Source organism: Longimicrobium terrae, assembly GCF_014202995.1.
GTDB lineage: Bacteria > Gemmatimonadota > Gemmatimonadetes > Longimicrobiales > Longimicrobiaceae > Longimicrobium > Longimicrobium terrae.
Genome location: NZ_JACHIA010000023.1, coordinates 88,007 through 104,123, shown reverse-complemented (window position 1 = coordinate 104,123; position 16,117 = coordinate 88,007). Strand labels below are relative to the sequence as shown.

Sequence of the window (16,117 nt, the reverse complement as noted above, 5' to 3'; positions counted from 1 at the left end):
CTATTCGGTACAGCTCAAGACCGCCGCCTGACGTGCGGAACCCCGTTGTTTCTTATCAGAGGGTCGTCGTGCGCAGCACGCGGGGTGAGGGCCACCACGTGGCGGTTCCGAACAACGGGAGCCTTTCGCGAAACGCGGAGGCTCCCGTTCCGTTTGTGAGGTGAGTTGCTGAAACGGCTTGCCGTAGCAGCATTTCTGGCGATGGACGGCGGTTGTGACGCTTGTAAACAGGCGGCGTCAAGAGGGCGAACCGGCGCGATCAGAAGACGGCGATCCTCATCGGCGCACCCGCTCCCCGCGGGTGCAGCCAGGAGAGCCTTCACCCGCGCGGATGTGGCTTCGGCTCCCCGCCGAAGCACACTCGCCGGCGCGCCCGGAAAACCTGCCCCAACGGACACACCATCATGACCTCGCACACCCGTCTCCTTCTTCCCCTGCTCGCCGCGGCGGCGCTCGCCGCCTGCGACGGCGGCACCAGCAGCGACCAGGCCCGCGTCTCCATCCGCCTCACCGACGCCCCCGCGGACGTACGCGAGGCATGGGTGCGCATCGACCGCATCTACCTGCAGGGCGGGGAAAGCACGGATTCCGCCACCGCGGGGCAGGGCGGGCGCGTGGACCTGACGGCTGGCCGCAGCGAGTGGGTGAACCTGCTCACCCTCTCCGGCGGCCGCACGGCGGACCTGGTGAGCGGCGCCACCGTACCCGCCGGGCGCTACTCGGAACTGCGCTTCGTGGTGTGCGAAGCGTACGTGGTCACCAACGACGGGGCCGTGTTCGCCTCGTCCGGCGCGCAGCTTCCCGCGGGCGTGGCGGCCTCCGCCGGCCGGCTGAACATCCCCTCCGCCTGCTCCAGCGGCGTCAAGGTCAAGTTCCCCTCCGGCGACGGCGCGGTGAACCTGGAGAACGAGTCCGCCCTGCTGACCGTGGACTTCGACGTGAGCCAGAGCCTGGTGCAGCAGGGCCGCGGCCCGGGCCACTGGACGCTGCACCCCGTGCTGCGCGCCACCAGCGTGGGCTTCGCGGGCGGCATCGCGGGGACGGTGGCCACGGCGCCGGGCGTCACCCTTCCCGCCTGCGGCGGGGCGGCGGTGCCGGTCACCGTGTTCTCGCCGGTGGCGGTCGCGGGCACGGACTCGGTCAGCACCATCGTGGGAACGGACGGACGCTACCGCATCACCGCCGGCGCGGGAACGTACGCCATGGGCTACCGTCCCACCCTGGGCTACACCAATGGCGACACCTTGAACCTGACCGCCACGGTGAGCGCGCCCTCCGTCACGGTCACCTCCGGCGGCACCGCGGCGGCGGACTACAGCATCACCGCCGCCATCTGCAAGGTGCGCGCGGGCGCCTGACGCGGCCTGAGTAGATGAAGGATCGGGGGCGTGGTTCCGCAGGGAGCCGCGCCCCCCGCCGCTGCGGAGCACGGGGGCTCGCGATAGCGCAGGTGCTACCGCTTGTTCCGGGGACGGCCGTCCGGATGGGGCCGTTGCGCGTGGGTGTCCATTGTTGCCGCGCCCCGGCTCCATTAGGTTGTGCGAACCCGCAACGACACTGGCGGGCGGTCCGTTCACCGGCGGGTTCGCCCACCATCCGTTTCCTCCGCTTCCACGGCATGGATCCTCGCGAGGCCACCCTCCGGGTCTACCAGAGCGAAGACGCCGCATCCGCGCTGCACGCGGTGTGCGGGGCCGTGGCGGCGGGCGTGTGGGTGGCGGCGGATGGGCGCGTCGTCGCCGCCACGCCGGAAGGCACCGTCCTTTCCCCCCGCCTGCTCGCCGCCGCCCTGGGCGCGGCGTCGCCCACGGTACACCCCCTTACTCCCGGCTTTCCCGACGACGCGGCCGAGCACCCCGGCGCCAGCGCGCTGCTGCTCCCCCTGCGCGGTCCCGGCGTGGCGGAGGGCACCGCGCCCGCCGCCGTGGTGGTGATGGGCGTGTGCCGCTTCGGCGTGGACGCGCCGTGGCGGGACCTGGCACGGGCGCTGGCCGAAGTGGGCGCCAGGGAGATGCGCACGCGCGCGCTGGAGGAAGAGGCGGAAACCTTTCGGCGCCGCGCGGAGGAAAGCGAGGCGCTGCACGTTCTGGGGCTCGCCGCCAACCGCACGCTGGATCCGGACGAGGTGCTGAACATGGTGGCGCGCTTTACCCGCACGCTGCTGGGGGCGCACTACGTCACCGTGAACGCCACCTCCGCCGGCCGCATCCGCACCCTGGCGTCCGCCGGCCTGCGCGCCCCCGACGGCGCGGGGGACGATCCGTTCGCCGCGCGGGTGGCGGAGGCGGGCAAGCCGCTCACGCTGGATTCCTCGGAATCGGCGGCTACGGACGAGCCCTTTCACGCCGCGGAGGGGATGCGCGCCGGGCTGGGCGTGCCGCTGGCCGCGTTCGGCGAAACCTTTGGCGCGCTGGTGGTGGGGTACCGCCGCGAGTACGAGATCACCCCGCGCGACGTGCGCCTGGCGCTCACGCTGGCGGGGCACGCGGCGGTCGCCATCAGCAACGCGCGGCTGCACGAGGCGCTGGCCGAGCGCTCGGACGAACTGGAGCGCGCCAACGAGGAGCTGCGCTGGAGCGCCGCCGCCAAGGACCGCTTCTTCGCCTCGGTGAGCCACGAACTGCGCACCCCGCTCAACGCCATCCTGGGCTACAACTCGCTCCTGCTGGACGGCGTGGTGGGCCGGCTGGAGCCGGAGTCCGTCGCCTTTCTGCAGCGCTCGCAGCGCGCCACGCAGAACCTGCTGTACCTGGTCAACGACGTGCTGGACCTTTCCAAGATGGAAGCCGGCAAGCTGGAGCTGGTGATCGACCTCGTTTCGCCCTACATGGTGGTGGACGACGCGGTCAGCACGGTGGAGCCGCTGGCGCGGGAAAAGAAGCTGGCCATCGCCGTCGCTCCCGGCGCCGTGCTGCCGCGGCTGCACACGGACGGCGACCGGGTGCGGCAGATCCTGGTGAACCTCCTCTCCAACGCCATCAAGTTCACCGACCGCGGCGCGGTGACCGTCGTGCTCGACGCGCCCCAGGCGGAGGCGGACGACGGATCGGGGATGCGGCGCTGGGTGGAGGTGCGCGTGTCCGACACCGGCCCGGGAATCAGGCCGGAAGACCAGGAGCGCATCTTTCACGAGTTCGAGCAGGTGTCCGGGGCCACGGGGCGCGGCGGCACGGGGCTGGGGCTGGCCATCTCCCGCAAGCTGGCCCGCCTGCTGGGCGGCGAACTGCGGGTGGAAAGCACGCCGGGGCACGGCTCCACCTTTGTCCTGCGCCTTCCCGCCGATGGCTGACGCCGCCACGCTGCTCCGCTCCGCCGGCGCCGACGACGCGCGCGGCATGGCCGCCCGCGCGGGAGAAGAAGAGGGACTGGGCCGGTGGGACGCGGCGGCGCGCCTGTACTCGCTGGCCTTTCGCGCCTCCGTGATGGACCGCGACCTGGCCTCGGCCGTGGACGCGCTGCGCGGGCAGGCGCGGGTGCGCCGGCAGCAGCACCGGCTGGAAGAGGCGGAGGAGCTGGCCGACCTGAGCTTCGTGATGGCGGAGCGCAGCGGGCTGCCGCAGGCCGCCGCGCGCGCGCTCAACGTCCGCGGCATCATCCGCTACGAGCAGTCGGACTGGGCGGGGGCCGCCGCGCTGTACGGCCGGGCGCTGGAGATGGCGCTGGACCTGGGGGACGACGAACTGGCCGGGCTGGCCTGCCAGAACGCGGGGGTGATCGCGCACCTGCGCGGCGATCTGTTCGAGGCGCGGACGCGCTACCTGGAAAGCATCGGCTCGTTCGTGCGCTCGGGGAACAGCGCACACGCGATGATGGCGTACAACAACCTGGGCGTGGCCAGCATCTACCAGGGCGAGTGGATGGAGGCGGAGGTGTACTTCAGCCGCGGCATTGAAATCGGCGAGCGGCTGTCCCAATCTCCCATGCTGGCGCGTCTGTACAGCAACCGCGCGCACCCGCTCATCGAAATCGGCGAAACCGCTCGCGCCCGCCGCTCGCTGGACAGCGCGGAAGAAGCCGCCCGCGCCGTGGGCGACCTGGGCACGCTGGGTGAGGTGGAGAAGTTCCGCGCCATGCTGGCCCGCTGCGAGGGCAGGCTGCGGGACGCGGACGAGGGGCTGCAGCGTGCGCGGCGGATGGCGACGGCGGCCACCGCGTTCGAGCGCGCGGAGCTGCTGCGCGAGAGCGGGCATCTGCGCGAGGCGCAGGGCCGCCCGGCCGATGCCCGGGCCGCGTACCGCGAGGCCGCGGGGCTGTATTCCGAGGTGGGCGCGCGCCGCCAGCTGCGGCTGGTGGAACTCCGCGCCGCCGCGCTGGTAGAGCATGGGGAGCAGGACGAGGACGCGGGCAGGGAGGAGCCGGGCACCAGACCGGGGTAGCGGGTCGGACGTACGGGACGGGCACGACGATTGCCTTGATACCCGGCGTACTGAACCTGTCCTTTGCAAGCCGAATTGGAGGGCCGCATGAGCCGCTTCCGCATCGTTTCCGCCCTTGGTGTCGCCCTGATGCTCGCTGCCTGCAGCGATTCCGCAAGCGACCCGCTGGGCACGGACGGCCCTCTCAACAACCAGGGGCTGCTGGTTGGCGGAAACCGCACCGAGACGGACAGCACCGCGGCGGCGCCCCCCAGCACCTTCACCACGTCAGGGGCGTCCGTGGACGAGGACGAAACGCCTCCCGAGGGTGGGCCGCCCCCCAAGCCGGGGGACAACGGCGGGCTGCTGGTCGGCGGCAACTGAGCCGGCCGGAGTCGCACAATCAAAGAAGCCCGCGGGGATCGCTCCCGCGGGCTTCTTCCGTTTCCTGCAACATGTATTGCAGGGTTCGGCAAAGGTTGCACGCTGCACAAGTTTTCGGCCACTCCGTCCGCGCATGCCGTTCCCGGAACGACACTGACGCGGAGGATTACACCGTGGACCGGGGCGGCAGGTATCCCCGCCCGATTGCCTCGTCGAGCAGGCGCAGCAACCAGGGCCACACGGCGGGCGCGCCCCGCTCGATGGGCGCCATGCGGATCATCACCTGCTCGTACGTCACGGCGTGCTGCTTCCAGCTTCCGCCCTCGCTGGCAAAGTTGAGCATCACCGGCTGCAGGCGGTCCATGGCCACGGCGAAGCGAGCGGTGGGCGTGTCGCCCGCCTCGAACTCCTCCCAGACCCCGATCAGTTCCGCCGCCTGTTCCTCCGGGAGCATGCCGAAGATGCGCGCGGCGGCTGCCTTCTCGCGATCTTCCTTGCCCACGTTGGCGGCGGTGTCGTAGGCAAAGGCGTCGCCCGCGTCGATCTCCACGATGTCGTGGATGAGCGTCATCGCCACGGCGCGCACGGGGTCGGTGCCCGGCGGCGCGTGCTCGGCCAGCGCCATGGCGCAGAGGGCCAGGTGCCACGAGTGCTCCGCGCTGTTTTCCCGCCGCTCGCCCGCCAGCACGCGTGTCTGCCGCAGCACGCCCTTCAGCCGGTCGATTTCCAGCAGAAACGCCATCTGCCGCTCCAGGCGGGCACTCCGCTCCGCGTCGCTCATCGCGACGAGCGCGTCGGCGGAGTTGTCGTCAGGCCTCGCGGGACCGCTGATCATTCGTCCTCCTGCGCCTCGGCTTCGTCGGCCAGCCGGCGTTCGCGGCGGCGCAGCGAGGCGGCGTGCAGGCGGCGGTCGTCGTCCGTTTCCAGGATCAGCGGCGGGACGGCGCAGGGACGGCCGTTCAGCTTGTCGAGCGCCACGTACGTCAGGTAGCAGACGTTGGTGCGACGGCGGTGTCCGGTTTCCACCTGCTCCGCCTCCACGGTCACCATCACCTCCATGGACGAGCGGCCGACGGAGATGAGGCGGCCGTGCGCTTCCACGTAGTCGGTGGCGTAAATGGGTTCGCGGAACTCCACCCGGTCCACCGCCACGGTCACCACGGGACCGCGGGCGTGGCGGCGGGCGACCACCCCGCCGCACTTGTCCACCAGCGCCAGGATCTCGCCGCCGAACACGTTGCCGTGGTGGTTCAGCTGGTCGGGCATCATGCTTTCGGACAGCGTCGACGCGGATTCGCGCGGCGTCTTGCCCTGGGGGGCGTCGTGCTCGGGATTGCTCACGGTCATCTATCGTTCAGGTTGAGTGCATCCTGCTGCCAGTTGGCGACACGGTCGATCCACGGCTGCGCGCCTGCTTCGTACAGGGCGATGAAGCGCGGGCGGTCCTCCGCGATCAGCATCGCCGCAATGTCGCCGTTCATCCACCCGATCGCCTCCACGATCCGGTCGTAGAGCGCGCGATCGGCCAGATGGTTCGCTCGTCGGTAGTGCGCCACACGGTTGCGGATCATGCGGATCTCCCCGAACCGGGCACTCACCGCCGCTCGCGTCCTCATCTCCGGCGGACATCGTGGAAAAGTGTCCTCCAGCAGGATCGGCCAGAAGCGCTGTTCGCGCCGGAGTCTTCGGTTCGCATACTCGGAACCCAGCAGGCGGGTCCAGAAGCCGAATGGCAGCTCTCCGATTACGAGGTCTTCGGACAGCCGGATCTGCCCGCGGCGCCACTGCGCGCGGTGCCTGATCCGAAGCAGAAGTCCACGGAGTTCAGCGTCTTCCAGCGGAAGCAGCAGTCCAGGGCGGCCCATCAGCCACTCGCGGCTGCCGACTGACTGTCCGATTGCGCCGTGAAGGTGGTTCCGCAGTACCACCTCCGCCCAATTGAGCACTGGATGCAGCGCCCGGGCAAGCTCGATATCGAAGCGGTACCGGCCGATTGCTTCGTTCCACCCCTCGCCGGTGTTGGAAACGTGGGCAAGGAGGCGGGGCCGTGACACGGATTCGATGATGGACGTCTGTAACGCAGTCCTGAGTACCGGATCCGGGAACCGGGAATGTTCTGGCATCTGGCTCTTGATGGAAGAGGCCGGCGCGATTAGCTTTTGGACCTACCCCGTGCCCTCACCGCTTGCGGTACCGCCGGGGACCGAGAGGCGCCTCCTGGATTGGTCCGGGCAGGCGCCTCTCCGCGTTCAGGGGGGCACGATCCGCGTCTCCAGGCGCGGGAACGCGGGCTCGCATCATCCTACATCGCCCATCATCCAACACCCAAGCCGCGAACCGCCACCTTGCGAACGACTTTTTCTGCTTATATGATTACCATCATATAAGCGGGCGAACTCGGACCGGGAGAGCACCGAAATGGCGGACGCATACATCATCGACGCGGTACGTACTCCTCGCGGGCGCGGCAAGCGGGGCAAGGGTTCGCTGACGGAAATCCATCCGCAGGAACTGCTTGCGCAGACGCTGAACGCGCTGGCCGGGCGGACGCACGCCAACCTGGACGACGTGGATGACGTCGTGGTCGGCGCCGTGTCGCAGGTGGGCGAGCAGGGCGCCAATATCGCCCGGCAGGCGGTTCTGGCGGCGGACTGGCCGGTGCACGTGGGCGGCGTATCCCTCAACCGCTACTGCGGATCTGGCCTGCAGGCCGTCAACTTCGCCGCGATGGGCGTAATGAGCGGCATGCAGGAGCTGGTGGTGGGCGCGGGCGTGGAGAGCATGTCGCGCGTACCGATGGGCGCCGACGGCGGCGAGGGCGACGGATTGAACCCGCGCCTGCGCCGGCTGCACCACCAGGTTCCGCAGGGCATCAGCGCCGATCTGATCGCCACGATGGAAGGGTTTTCGCGCGAGGAACTGGATGCGTTCGCGCTCCGCTCGCAGCGCCTCGCCGCCGAGGCGCAGGCCGCCGGCCGCTTTACCGGAAGCCTGTTTCCCGTGCTGGACCCGGAGACCGGCGCCGTCGCGCTGTCCGAAGACGAGTACCTGCGCCCCGACACGACGATTGAGGCGCTCGCCGGCCTGAAGGGCGCCTTTGCCGCCGCCGGTGCGACCGCCGCGGGCCCGAACGGTGAAACGCTGGACGAGATCGCGCTCGCCCGCTTTCCGCGCGAGGGCGGCATCCGGCACCTGCACACGGCCGGCAACAGCAGCGGAATCGTAGACGGCGCCGCCGCCGTGCTGATCGCCTCGCCGGAGTACGCCCGCGCCAATGGCCTCAAGCCGCGCGCCCGAATCCGGTCGATGGCGATCCTGGCCGAAGACCCGGTCATCATGCTCACCGCGCCGGCGGAGACGGCCCGCAAGGCGCTGCGCAAGGCGGGGATGGAGGTGGGCGACATCGACCTGTGGGAGATCAACGAGGCGTTCGCCGCCGTGCCGCTGCAGGTGATCCGCCGGCTGGGAATCGACATCGACCGCGTGAACGTGAACGGCGGGTCGATTGCGCTGGGCCATCCGCTTGGCGCCACCGGTGCGATTCTGCTGGGCACCGCGCTGGATGAACTGGAGCGCCGCAACCTGTCCACCGCACTGATCACGCTCTGCATCGCGGGCGGGCAGGGCGTGGCCACCGTCATCGAGCGCGTCTGATGGCGGCGAATGATCCGGAGCGCACCCGCACCATCACCTGGGAGGACCCGCTCCCCGGTGCGCAGGCCGGCGCCGCAATGGCGGGATTGGAGTACCTGCGCGCCATGCAGGCGGGCCAGCTTCCCGGCCCGCCCATCATGGCAACGCTCGGGATCGGGATGGAATCGGCGGATGAGGGGCGCGTGGTGTTCTACTGCGATCCGGGCGAGTACCACTACAATCCCATCGGCGTGGTGCATGGCGGGCTCGCCGCCACGCTCTGCGACACGGCGACGGCGTGCGCGGTGCATTCCACGCTTCCGGCGGGAACCGGGTATACCACGCTGGAACTGAAGCTGAACTACGTCCGCCCGCTCACCCGCGACACGGGACGTATCTTCTGCGAGGGCACGGTGATCCACTCCGGTGGACGTGTCGCCACGGCGGAGGCGCGGCTGCGCGACGCGGAGGGCACGCTCTACGCACACGCAACCAGCACGTGCATGATCTTTCGCCCGTCGCGAGGAGGAGGTGGATGACGAGATATCCGGCCGGGCACCGCGAGCGCACGCGGCAGCAGATTCTGGACGCCGCCGCCCGCGTGCTGCGGGAAAAGGGTGTGGACGGGATGAGCGTGGCGGATGTGATGTCCAGCGCCGGGCTCACTCATGGCGGCTTCTACGCGCACTTTCCCAACAAGGACGCGCTGGTCGCCGAGGCGTGCGGGTGCGCGGTGAACCAGTCGCACGCTTCGCTGGGCGCGGCGGCGGAGAGCGCGCCGGCGGACCAGAAGCTCGCCGCCTACGTGCGCGCCTACCTGAGCCGCACACACCGCGACGAGCCCGGCGCGGGCTGCCTGATGCCGCCACTGGCGGGTGAAATCCCGCGCCAGGCGCCGGAGGTGCGGGCTGCCTTTACCGGCCAGGTGAAGCGCATGCTGAAGCGCACGCAGAACGCGCTCCCCGCCCACGTGGAGGAGGCGGATCGCGAAGAGATGGCGATGGTGGTGATGGCGGGCTTGGCGGGTGCGATGATGCTCGCCCGCGCGGTGGATGATCCCACGCTGAGCGACCGCTTTCTCGCGGCGAGCCGGCGCGTGCTCACGGAGATGATCGGGCCCGAGGGGGAGCCGGACATCTCGGGGAAGAACTGACGCGCGTCACTCGTAGGCAGGGGCAGGGCTGATCGGACACGGTCGATCGGTTTCGGCCCGGCGGTTGAAACCGCGCCTCGAAAGACACGAAGTCCGCCTCCGCGGACTGTACCTGCGAGTCTGAGCGGCGCCCAGGCGCAACTGGAGCCCCGAACCGTGCGCGAACAGCGCCGGGCCGGGGCTCCTGTTTTCAGAGCGGCTGATCATCCGCTCAGTGGAGACCGTTCGCGGCTCGTCCGCCCGTGTCGTGCCTCATCCCGTTCACGTCATCGGCCGCAGGCGCAGGCGTGTTGCTCCTTGTCCACGCTCATGTCCGAAAGAGCGTGGGTTCGGCGGCGAGGGCCGCGATGCGGCGCTGGGCGACGGGGAGCGCGTAATCTCCCACGCGGTCCCACGGCACCCAGAGCGCGGCATCGTATCCGGCGGGAACCGGTTCGCCGCTCACGAAGGTGCAGCGCACGGCGTGGTACGTGGCGCGGACGTGCGTGAACACGTGCTCCACCACGCCCACCGGCTCGCCCGCGCGCACGATCATCCCCAGCCCCTCGTACGCGGCGCGCTCGACGGCGGCGGAAAGGGGTTCGCCTTCCGCGCGGATGACGGCGGGGAACGCCCACATCCCGCCAAGGCGCACATGCACGGGGCGCCGGACCAGGAGCACGTGCCCGTCCCGCTCGATGACGGGAACGGCGGTGTCCTCGTGCGGGATCGCCTTGGCCTTCTTCCTGGCCGGACGCTCCGCCTGCGTCCCCGCCGCGTACGCCGCGCAGAACTCGCGGACGGGGCACTCGCCGCAGCGGGGTGTGCGCGGAACGCAGACCGTGGCACCGAGTTCCATCACCGCCTGGTTGATGTCGCCCGGCCGCTCGCCGCGCACCAGCTCGCCCGCCATCGACCACAGCGCGTCCTCGGACGGTGCGGGGTCGTCCATCCACCGGGCGAACACGCGCCTCACGTTTCCATCCACCAGCGGCTCTTCGCGCCCGAACGCGATCGACATCACCGCGCCCGCCGTGTACCGGCCGACGCCGGGAAGCGCGCGGAAGCCTTCCGGATGATTGGGGACGATGCCGCCGTGCTCGTCGCGCACGGTCTGGATGGCGCGATGAAAGTTCCGCGCGCGCGAGTAGTAGCCGAGGCCCTCCCATGCCTTGAGCACGTCGTCCAGCGGGGCGTCGGCGAGCGCCTCCACGGTGGGGAACCGTTCCAGCCACCGCGCGAAGTACGGGCGCACCGTTTCCACGCGAGTCTGCTGCAGCATCACCTCCGACAGCCAGACGGCGTACGGGTCCGCGACGTGGCCCGGCGCCGCGCGCCACGGCAGGTCGCGGCGGTTGGCGTCGTACCAGGAGAGCAGGCGCGGGCGCAGGGCAGGGGAGAGAGGCAAAGTGCGAAGGTGCGAAAGTACGAAAGTGCGAAAGTGCGAAAGTGCGAAAGTGCGAAAGTGCGAAAGTGCGAAAGTGCGAAAGTGCGAAAGTGCGAAAGTGCGAAAGTGGTGGCGCGGGTGGCGTGATCCGAGAGGGACGCCGAGATCGCGTAGCGGGTGGATCGCCGCTCAGGGAAGGCTGACCCGCATCAAATCGACGTAAGCCTCGCCTTCCGTGCCACACAGGGGTGTGCTCCCTCTCCCACATCTGTTCGTGGGAGAGGGTCGTCGTGCGCAGCACGCGGGGTGAGGGCGTCACTTTCGGACGCGCCAATCCTCGCCACTCCCGCCCGAGACGCGCCCGCCGCTTCTACTCCGCCTTCAGCAACTCCGGCACGCGCACCACCACAAATCCCAGAATCGCCAGCATCACCACGCACCCGATCGCCAGGGCGGCGGGCGCCTGCAGCCACCGTGCGATGGCGCCGGCCTGCAGCGATCCCAGCGGCGTCATTCCCACGAACATGAACACGTAAACCGACATCACACGTCCACGCAGCCGGTCCGGAACGCGGGCCTGAAGCAGCGCGTTCAACGTCGCGTTGTTCAGTACGATCATGAAGCTCGCGGCCGCAAGCAGCACCAGCGACAGCGGATACCACGTCGACAGCGCGAATCCCATCAGCAGCAGTACAAAGGCCAGACACGCGCCCACGATCAGCCGTCCGCGGTGGATCGCCATCTTTCCCGCCGCCAGCAGCACGCTCGCGGACAGCGCGCCCGCGCCCGCGGCGGAAAGCAGCATCCCCAATCCGCGCGCGCCCACGTGCAGCACGTCGCGCGCAAACACGGGGAGCAGCATGGAGTAGGGAAACACGGTTACCGACATCGCCGCGATCATCAGAACCAGCGTCTGCACGACTCTGTCCGCGCGGATGTACGCCAGTCCCTCGCGCAGGTGATCCAGCACGCTTGCGTCCGCGGTGGCGGGATTCGGGCGGAAGGGTGCGATCCGCAGCATCATCAGCCCCGCGATGACCGCCACGTACGAGAACGCGTTCGCGTAGAAGCACGCCGCCACGCCCGCGCCGCCGATCAGCGCGCCCGCCACCGCCGGGCCGATGATGCGCGATCCGTTGAACGCGGCCGAGTTGAGGGCGATGGCGTTCGCAAGATCTGGCTTGTCAACGATTTCGGCAAAGAACGACTGGCGCGTGGGGATTTCGAACGCGCTCGCCGTCCCCAGCACGAACACGAGGCCGAGAAGGACGGGATAGGTGATGGTGTGCGTACCCGTCAGGATCGCGATCGCCAGCGCGCAGACGAGCATGATCCACTGCGCCGTGAGGATGATGCGCCGCTTGTCCCTGCGGTCCGCTACCACCCCGGCGTACAACCCCAGGAACAGCGTGGGGAGCGAGGCGACGGCGGTCACCAGCCCCAGCTTGAACTCGGAATTGGTGAGTTCCAGAACCAGCCAGCCCTGCGCCGTCGTCTGCATCCACGTGCCCGTAAGCGACAGCACGTGGCCCACGTAGAACACACGGAAGTTGCGGTGCCGCAACGCGGAAAAGGCACGCGGCGCCTCCGTGGGCGCCTGTGGATCGGGCGTTTCGGGCACGCGAAGAGGCGCGGAGGGGAGTTCGCTCGCCTCGTCCGCGCCGTGTCCGGTTCCGTCCTGATCGTCCCGCAGTAGCATCCCGCTGTTCCACTTCGCCGATGAACCGGTATCTTACAGGGGGCGCACCGCAGCCGCCACAGGCGTGGATGGCGTGCAACGTGCTGGATCGGCGTGCTCCCCCGCGCTCTACCCCCGGAGGTCTCATGCGTTTTACCAGCTACTCCAAGTACACCGGCAACATGGCCGACGCCCTGAACCTTCAGGCGCTGCTGGACCAGTTGTCCGATTTCCTTTTGCAGAGCGGGTTTGCGGGGGGCGAATACTCGCACCCGTGGTGGGGCGAGTTCGGCGGCGACGAGGACGACCGGTCCATGGACGCGCTCAAGGACGCGCTGTTGCGCGCCCTGCTGGAGAGCGGACAGTTGACGCCGGAGATGATCGCGGAGCTGCGCGGCGACGGCGAGGCGGACGACGAGGTGCGGCAGCGGATCGCCGACCTGCTGGACGCACTCATCCAGCGCATGGTGGCCGAGGGCTATCTGAACGTCAGCGAGAATCCGCAGATGCCGGGCGGATACACGGAGATGGACGGCGAAGGCAAGATTGACGAGGCCAAGGCCGCCGCGCAGCAGGTGGAGTTCTCGCTGACGGGAAAGGGTGTGGATCTGCTCGGCTACCGTACGCTCCGCCAGCTTCTGGGGGCGATGGGGCGCTCGGCCGTGGGCTCACACGAGACGCCACACCTGGCCACTGGCGTGGAGGTGGAGGCGGCGAGCCGTCCGTACGAGTTCGGCGACACGCTGAACCTGGACATCCCCGCCACGCTCAAGAGCGCGCTTTCGCGGGAAGACGGGCTGCGCGACGACGGCAGCATCGACCTGGACTACGGCGATCTGTTCGTCAACCAGTCCGAGTACCGCTCCAGCTGCGCCACCGTGCTGATGCTGGACACCAGCCACAGCATGATCCTGTACGGCGAAGACCGGTTCACGCCGGCCAAGAAGGTGGCGCTCGCGCTCACGCACCTGATCCGCACGCAGTTCCCGGGCGACACGCTCAAGGTGGTAACCTTTGGCGACACGGCCGAGGAGCTGCCGGCCTCGCGGGTGGCGCACGCGCAGGTGGGGCCGTTCCACACCAACACGGCCGCGGGGCTGCAGCTTGCCCGGCGCCTGCTGCTGGCGCAGAACAAGGACATGAGACAGATCGTGATGATTACGGATGGAAAGCCGTCCGCCGTCACGCTGCCGGACGGGCGCGTCTACAAGAACAGCATGGGACTCGACCAGTTCGTCCTCAAGGAAACGTTCCACGAAGTCGGGGCCTGCCGCAAGGCGGGAATCCTGATCAACACCTTCATGCTGGCGCGCGACCCGGCGCTGGTGGCGTTCGTGAACCAGGTTTCGCAGATCGCGCGCGGCAAGGCGTACTTCACCAGCACCATGACGCTCGGCCAGTACATCATGCGTGACTTCCTGAAGCGGAAGACGCGCCGGGCGGGGTAAGCGGCTGCGGTGCAGACGGATGGGTCGCGATTAGGCCACCCATGGCGTAAATGGACAATCTTTACAGGCTGAGGTCGCTCCATTACTGTGGAGCATGAGCCTGATAGAGGAGATCCGGGCCGCGATTGCCGAGCGGCGATTCGAACTTTCGCAGCACGCGTCCGATCAGAGCGTCGCCCGCAACATTGGCGCGGCCGAACTGACCGACGCCTTGTATTCAGGAGAAGTGATCGAGGACTATCCTGATGACAAGTACGGGCCGAGTTGCCTGATCCTCGGCCTTACGCGGTGGGGAAGACCGCTGCACGTTCAATGCAGCTACCCTTCCCGCCCTGTGCTGAAGATCATCACCGTCTACGAACCTGATCCAGACTTGTGGATCGCCCTGAAGCATCGAAAGGGTAGGATCGGATGATGCACCAGATTGAGGACCATCTTGTAGAAACGTTCGTCACGTACTCCGTCGAAGTTCGGGGGCGGATCGTGATCGTAGAGAACGTTCCTGCCCGCGTCGACCCGCAAACCGGCGAGCGCTTCTTTTCTCCGGAAACAGTCGAACAACTCCGCGTGCTGGTCTGGAGCGATCGTCAGCCGGATCATACGGTCGAAACACCGGTATTCCGCTTCGCGGCCTGAGTTGGGGGTCCGAGTCATGAAGCGGAGGAGCGGATCCCAGTCTGCGCCTCCAATCTGTGAAACAAGTTTGTTGTTCGCGGCCAGGGTCAGGCGGCGGGCGGCGCCTGCACAATCAGGAAGCGGTTGCCGTCCGGGTCGCGAAAGGAGAACTGCGGCGGCTGGGGATCGCTGATGCGGGCGTCCAGCGCGATCAGCCCCGGCCGGCTGGTGCCGGCGCGGCCGATTTCCGCGTCCATGTCGATGCCACGGGCGCGCAGGGTGGCGTAATCCGCGTCGATATCCGTCGATCCGAATGCGCAGATCGTCTGGTCGGTGGCAGCCGCGCGGCCTTCGCTGGGCGGGACGAGCGCGAGCACGTTGGCGGAGCCCGGCGGCGCGACTTCCACCCAGCGGCCTCCGCTGTAAGGCAGGTCGCCGCGCAACTGGAATCCGAGCGTATCCACGTAGAACGCGAGCGCCCGGTCCTGGTCGGCAACCGGGACGAACACGGTTCCTACCGTCGTGATCCGGGTCGTGCCTGTCGGGTCTGCCATCGCGCTCTCTCAATTGAAGGCCAGTACCTGCGTCCAGTGGTTCCGCATCTGAAACCATCATGCCGACCGGTAGGTATGGTCGTCAAGGGCAGACAGTACGCCCGGTCGAGAGTCTGATCCGAAGCCATGGAGCGCCAGACCCGGCGGGGGATCAGCCGGGTGCCGCGCCTGCCTTGCCGCCGGAGTTGGCCCAGAGCGCGTGCGCCACCATCGACGGCGTCCAGTCGGCACCCAGTTGCAGGGCACGTTCGCGGATTTCCGCGGCGTATCTGGCGTAGTAGGCGGGCGTGAACGCGACGTCGCCCAACCCGGGCACCTGCGCGCCGACCAGTTCATCAAAGAACGGATATGTTTCCGGCGCGTACGCCGCGGCGGCTGCGGACGCGGTGGCCGGGCCCACGCCGGCGAGCTTGGACAGAATCGCGATCGGCGCGCGGGGATCGGGGACCGCCGCGAGCGCGTCGGTGCTCGTCCGGATCACGAGATCCTCATCGTTGCCGCGCACCAGCACCAGGTTGCGCGCCCGCCACACGCCACGCGCCATCTTCCACTCCGTCAGCCGCACCAGCTCGTCGTGGGTCACGTGCGGCTTGGCACGCGCCGCGATCAGCCCGGGCAGCTCCTGTCGATACCACGCATCCAGTTCCGCCAGCCGGGCGACGCCCTGTGCTTCGACCACCGCCTCGTACCGGTCCAGCGCGGCGCGCCAGGCAGACGGCGCCTTGTTGCTCCAGAGGTCGTTCATCAGATCAAGACTCGGTGATGCGGGATGGATGGATCGCTTGCCTGCGGGACACTGATGCCGGTGCGGGAGGATGAGCGCAAGGTGGTGTGGCGATATGGATGCGCTCCGTGTCGTCTCTTGATGGCACGGCGACTCATCTCCCGCCTGATGTGTAATTCTTAGCGCGTTGTGGATCGGGATCGTAGG

General features: G+C 68.9%; 17 protein-coding genes. 10 read left to right on the top strand and 7 right to left on the bottom strand.

Features of this window, described 5'->3' with window-relative positions; all coding sequences use genetic code 11:
• The first annotated feature begins 404 nt into the window (after window positions 1-404).
• From HNQ61_RS24545 to HNQ61_RS24530, 4 genes are all read left to right on the top strand, one after another.
• On the top strand, window positions 405-1,358 hold the full coding sequence (locus HNQ61_RS24545; protein WP_170033085.1) for a DUF4382 domain-containing protein: 954 nt from the start codon (window positions 405-407) through the stop codon (window positions 1,356-1,358).
• Between the two features lie 260 nt (window positions 1,359-1,618).
• On the top strand, window positions 1,619-3,289 hold the full coding sequence (locus HNQ61_RS24540; RefSeq protein WP_170033083.1) for a GAF domain-containing sensor histidine kinase: 1,671 nt from the start codon (window positions 1,619-1,621) through the stop codon (window positions 3,287-3,289).
• Window positions 3,282-4,376 carry an ATP-binding protein gene (locus HNQ61_RS24535; RefSeq protein ID WP_170033081.1) on the top strand — a complete coding sequence of 365 codons (1,095 nt, stop codon included), beginning with the start codon at window positions 3,282-3,284 and terminating at the stop codon, window positions 4,374-4,376. The genes HNQ61_RS24540 and HNQ61_RS24535 overlap by 8 nt, the downstream gene beginning before the upstream one ends.
• Before the next feature lie 87 nt (window positions 4,377-4,463).
• Window positions 4,464-4,739 (top strand): hypothetical protein, encoded by a 276-nt coding sequence (locus HNQ61_RS24530; RefSeq protein WP_170033079.1) that lies wholly within the window; start codon window positions 4,464-4,466, stop codon window positions 4,737-4,739.
• A gap of 166 nt (window positions 4,740-4,905) precedes the next feature.
• Here HNQ61_RS24530 and HNQ61_RS24525 read toward each other — a convergent pair whose 3' ends face one another.
• From HNQ61_RS24525 to HNQ61_RS24515, 3 genes are read right to left on the bottom strand one after another with little or no spacing between them, the layout of a single operon-like run.
• Window positions 4,906-5,574: an HD domain-containing protein gene (locus tag HNQ61_RS24525; protein ID WP_205761305.1), complete on the bottom strand. Its 669-nt coding sequence runs from the start codon at window positions 5,572-5,574 to the stop codon at window positions 4,906-4,908.
• Window positions 5,571-6,086 carry an acyl-CoA thioesterase gene (locus HNQ61_RS24520; protein ID WP_170033077.1) on the bottom strand — a complete coding sequence of 172 codons (516 nt, stop codon included), beginning with the start codon at window positions 6,084-6,086 and terminating at the stop codon, window positions 5,571-5,573. The genes HNQ61_RS24525 and HNQ61_RS24520 overlap by 4 nt, the downstream gene beginning before the upstream one ends.
• Window positions 6,083-6,862: a hypothetical protein gene (locus tag HNQ61_RS24515; protein ID WP_170033075.1), complete on the bottom strand. Its 780-nt coding sequence runs from the start codon at window positions 6,860-6,862 to the stop codon at window positions 6,083-6,085. Before HNQ61_RS24515 ends, HNQ61_RS24520 begins: the two co-directional genes overlap by 4 nt.
• Window positions 6,863-7,157: 295 nt before the next feature.
• On the opposite strand from HNQ61_RS24515, the gene HNQ61_RS24510 reads away from it, so the two are divergent.
• From HNQ61_RS24510 to HNQ61_RS24500, 3 genes are read left to right on the top strand one after another with little or no spacing between them, the layout of a single operon-like run.
• Window positions 7,158-8,393, top strand: coding sequence for an acetyl-CoA C-acetyltransferase (locus HNQ61_RS24510; RefSeq protein ID WP_170033073.1), 1,236 nt, complete (start codon window positions 7,158-7,160; stop codon window positions 8,391-8,393).
• Complete coding sequence (locus HNQ61_RS24505; RefSeq protein WP_170033071.1) at window positions 8,393-8,911, top strand: PaaI family thioesterase; 519 nt, start codon at window positions 8,393-8,395, stop codon at window positions 8,909-8,911. The genes HNQ61_RS24510 and HNQ61_RS24505 overlap by 1 nt, the downstream gene beginning before the upstream one ends.
• Complete coding sequence (locus tag HNQ61_RS24500; RefSeq protein WP_170033069.1) at window positions 8,908-9,525, top strand: TetR/AcrR family transcriptional regulator; 618 nt, start codon at window positions 8,908-8,910, stop codon at window positions 9,523-9,525. The genes HNQ61_RS24505 and HNQ61_RS24500 overlap by 4 nt, the downstream gene beginning before the upstream one ends.
• A gap of 307 nt (window positions 9,526-9,832) precedes the next feature.
• Here the strand turns inward: HNQ61_RS24500 and mutY are convergent, their stop codons facing one another.
• Together mutY and HNQ61_RS24490 are read right to left on the bottom strand one after the other, a co-directional pair.
• Window positions 9,833-10,912 (bottom strand): A/G-specific adenine glycosylase, encoded by a 1,080-nt coding sequence (gene mutY / locus HNQ61_RS24495; RefSeq protein WP_170033067.1) that lies wholly within the window; start codon window positions 10,910-10,912, stop codon window positions 9,833-9,835.
• A gap of 349 nt (window positions 10,913-11,261) precedes the next feature.
• On the bottom strand, window positions 11,262-12,590 hold the full coding sequence (locus tag HNQ61_RS24490) for an MFS transporter (RefSeq protein ID WP_170033065.1): 1,329 nt from the start codon (window positions 12,588-12,590) through the stop codon (window positions 11,262-11,264).
• Between the two features lie 125 nt (window positions 12,591-12,715).
• Between HNQ61_RS24490 and HNQ61_RS24485 the strand changes: the two genes are divergently transcribed.
• The 3 genes from HNQ61_RS24485 to HNQ61_RS24475 all read left to right on the top strand — a co-directional run bounded on the left by HNQ61_RS24485 (window position 12,716) and on the right by HNQ61_RS24475 (window position 14,653).
• Window positions 12,716-14,017 (top strand): vWA domain-containing protein, encoded by a 1,302-nt coding sequence (locus tag HNQ61_RS24485; RefSeq protein WP_170033063.1) that lies wholly within the window; start codon window positions 12,716-12,718, stop codon window positions 14,015-14,017.
• Window positions 14,018-14,117: 100 nt separating this feature from the next.
• Window positions 14,118-14,432, top strand: coding sequence for a DUF4258 domain-containing protein (locus HNQ61_RS24480; protein WP_170035887.1), 315 nt, complete (start codon window positions 14,118-14,120; stop codon window positions 14,430-14,432).
• Entirely contained in the window at window positions 14,429-14,653 is a 225-nt protein-coding gene (locus tag HNQ61_RS24475; RefSeq protein ID WP_170033061.1) for a YgiT-type zinc finger protein, read from the top strand. Before HNQ61_RS24480 ends, HNQ61_RS24475 begins: the two co-directional genes overlap by 4 nt.
• Before the next feature lie 86 nt (window positions 14,654-14,739).
• Here the strand turns inward: HNQ61_RS24475 and HNQ61_RS24470 are convergent, their stop codons facing one another.
• Both HNQ61_RS24470 and HNQ61_RS24465 read right to left on the bottom strand, forming a co-directional pair.
• The gene (locus tag HNQ61_RS24470; RefSeq protein ID WP_170033059.1) at window positions 14,740-15,186 is read right to left on the bottom strand and encodes a VOC family protein; all 447 of its coding nucleotides are present in this window, start codon (window positions 15,184-15,186) and stop codon (window positions 14,740-14,742) included.
• Between the two features lie 151 nt (window positions 15,187-15,337).
• The gene (locus HNQ61_RS24465; protein ID WP_170033057.1) at window positions 15,338-15,931 is read right to left on the bottom strand and encodes a hypothetical protein; all 594 of its coding nucleotides are present in this window, start codon (window positions 15,929-15,931) and stop codon (window positions 15,338-15,340) included.
• Window positions 15,932-16,117 lie beyond the last annotated feature (186 nt).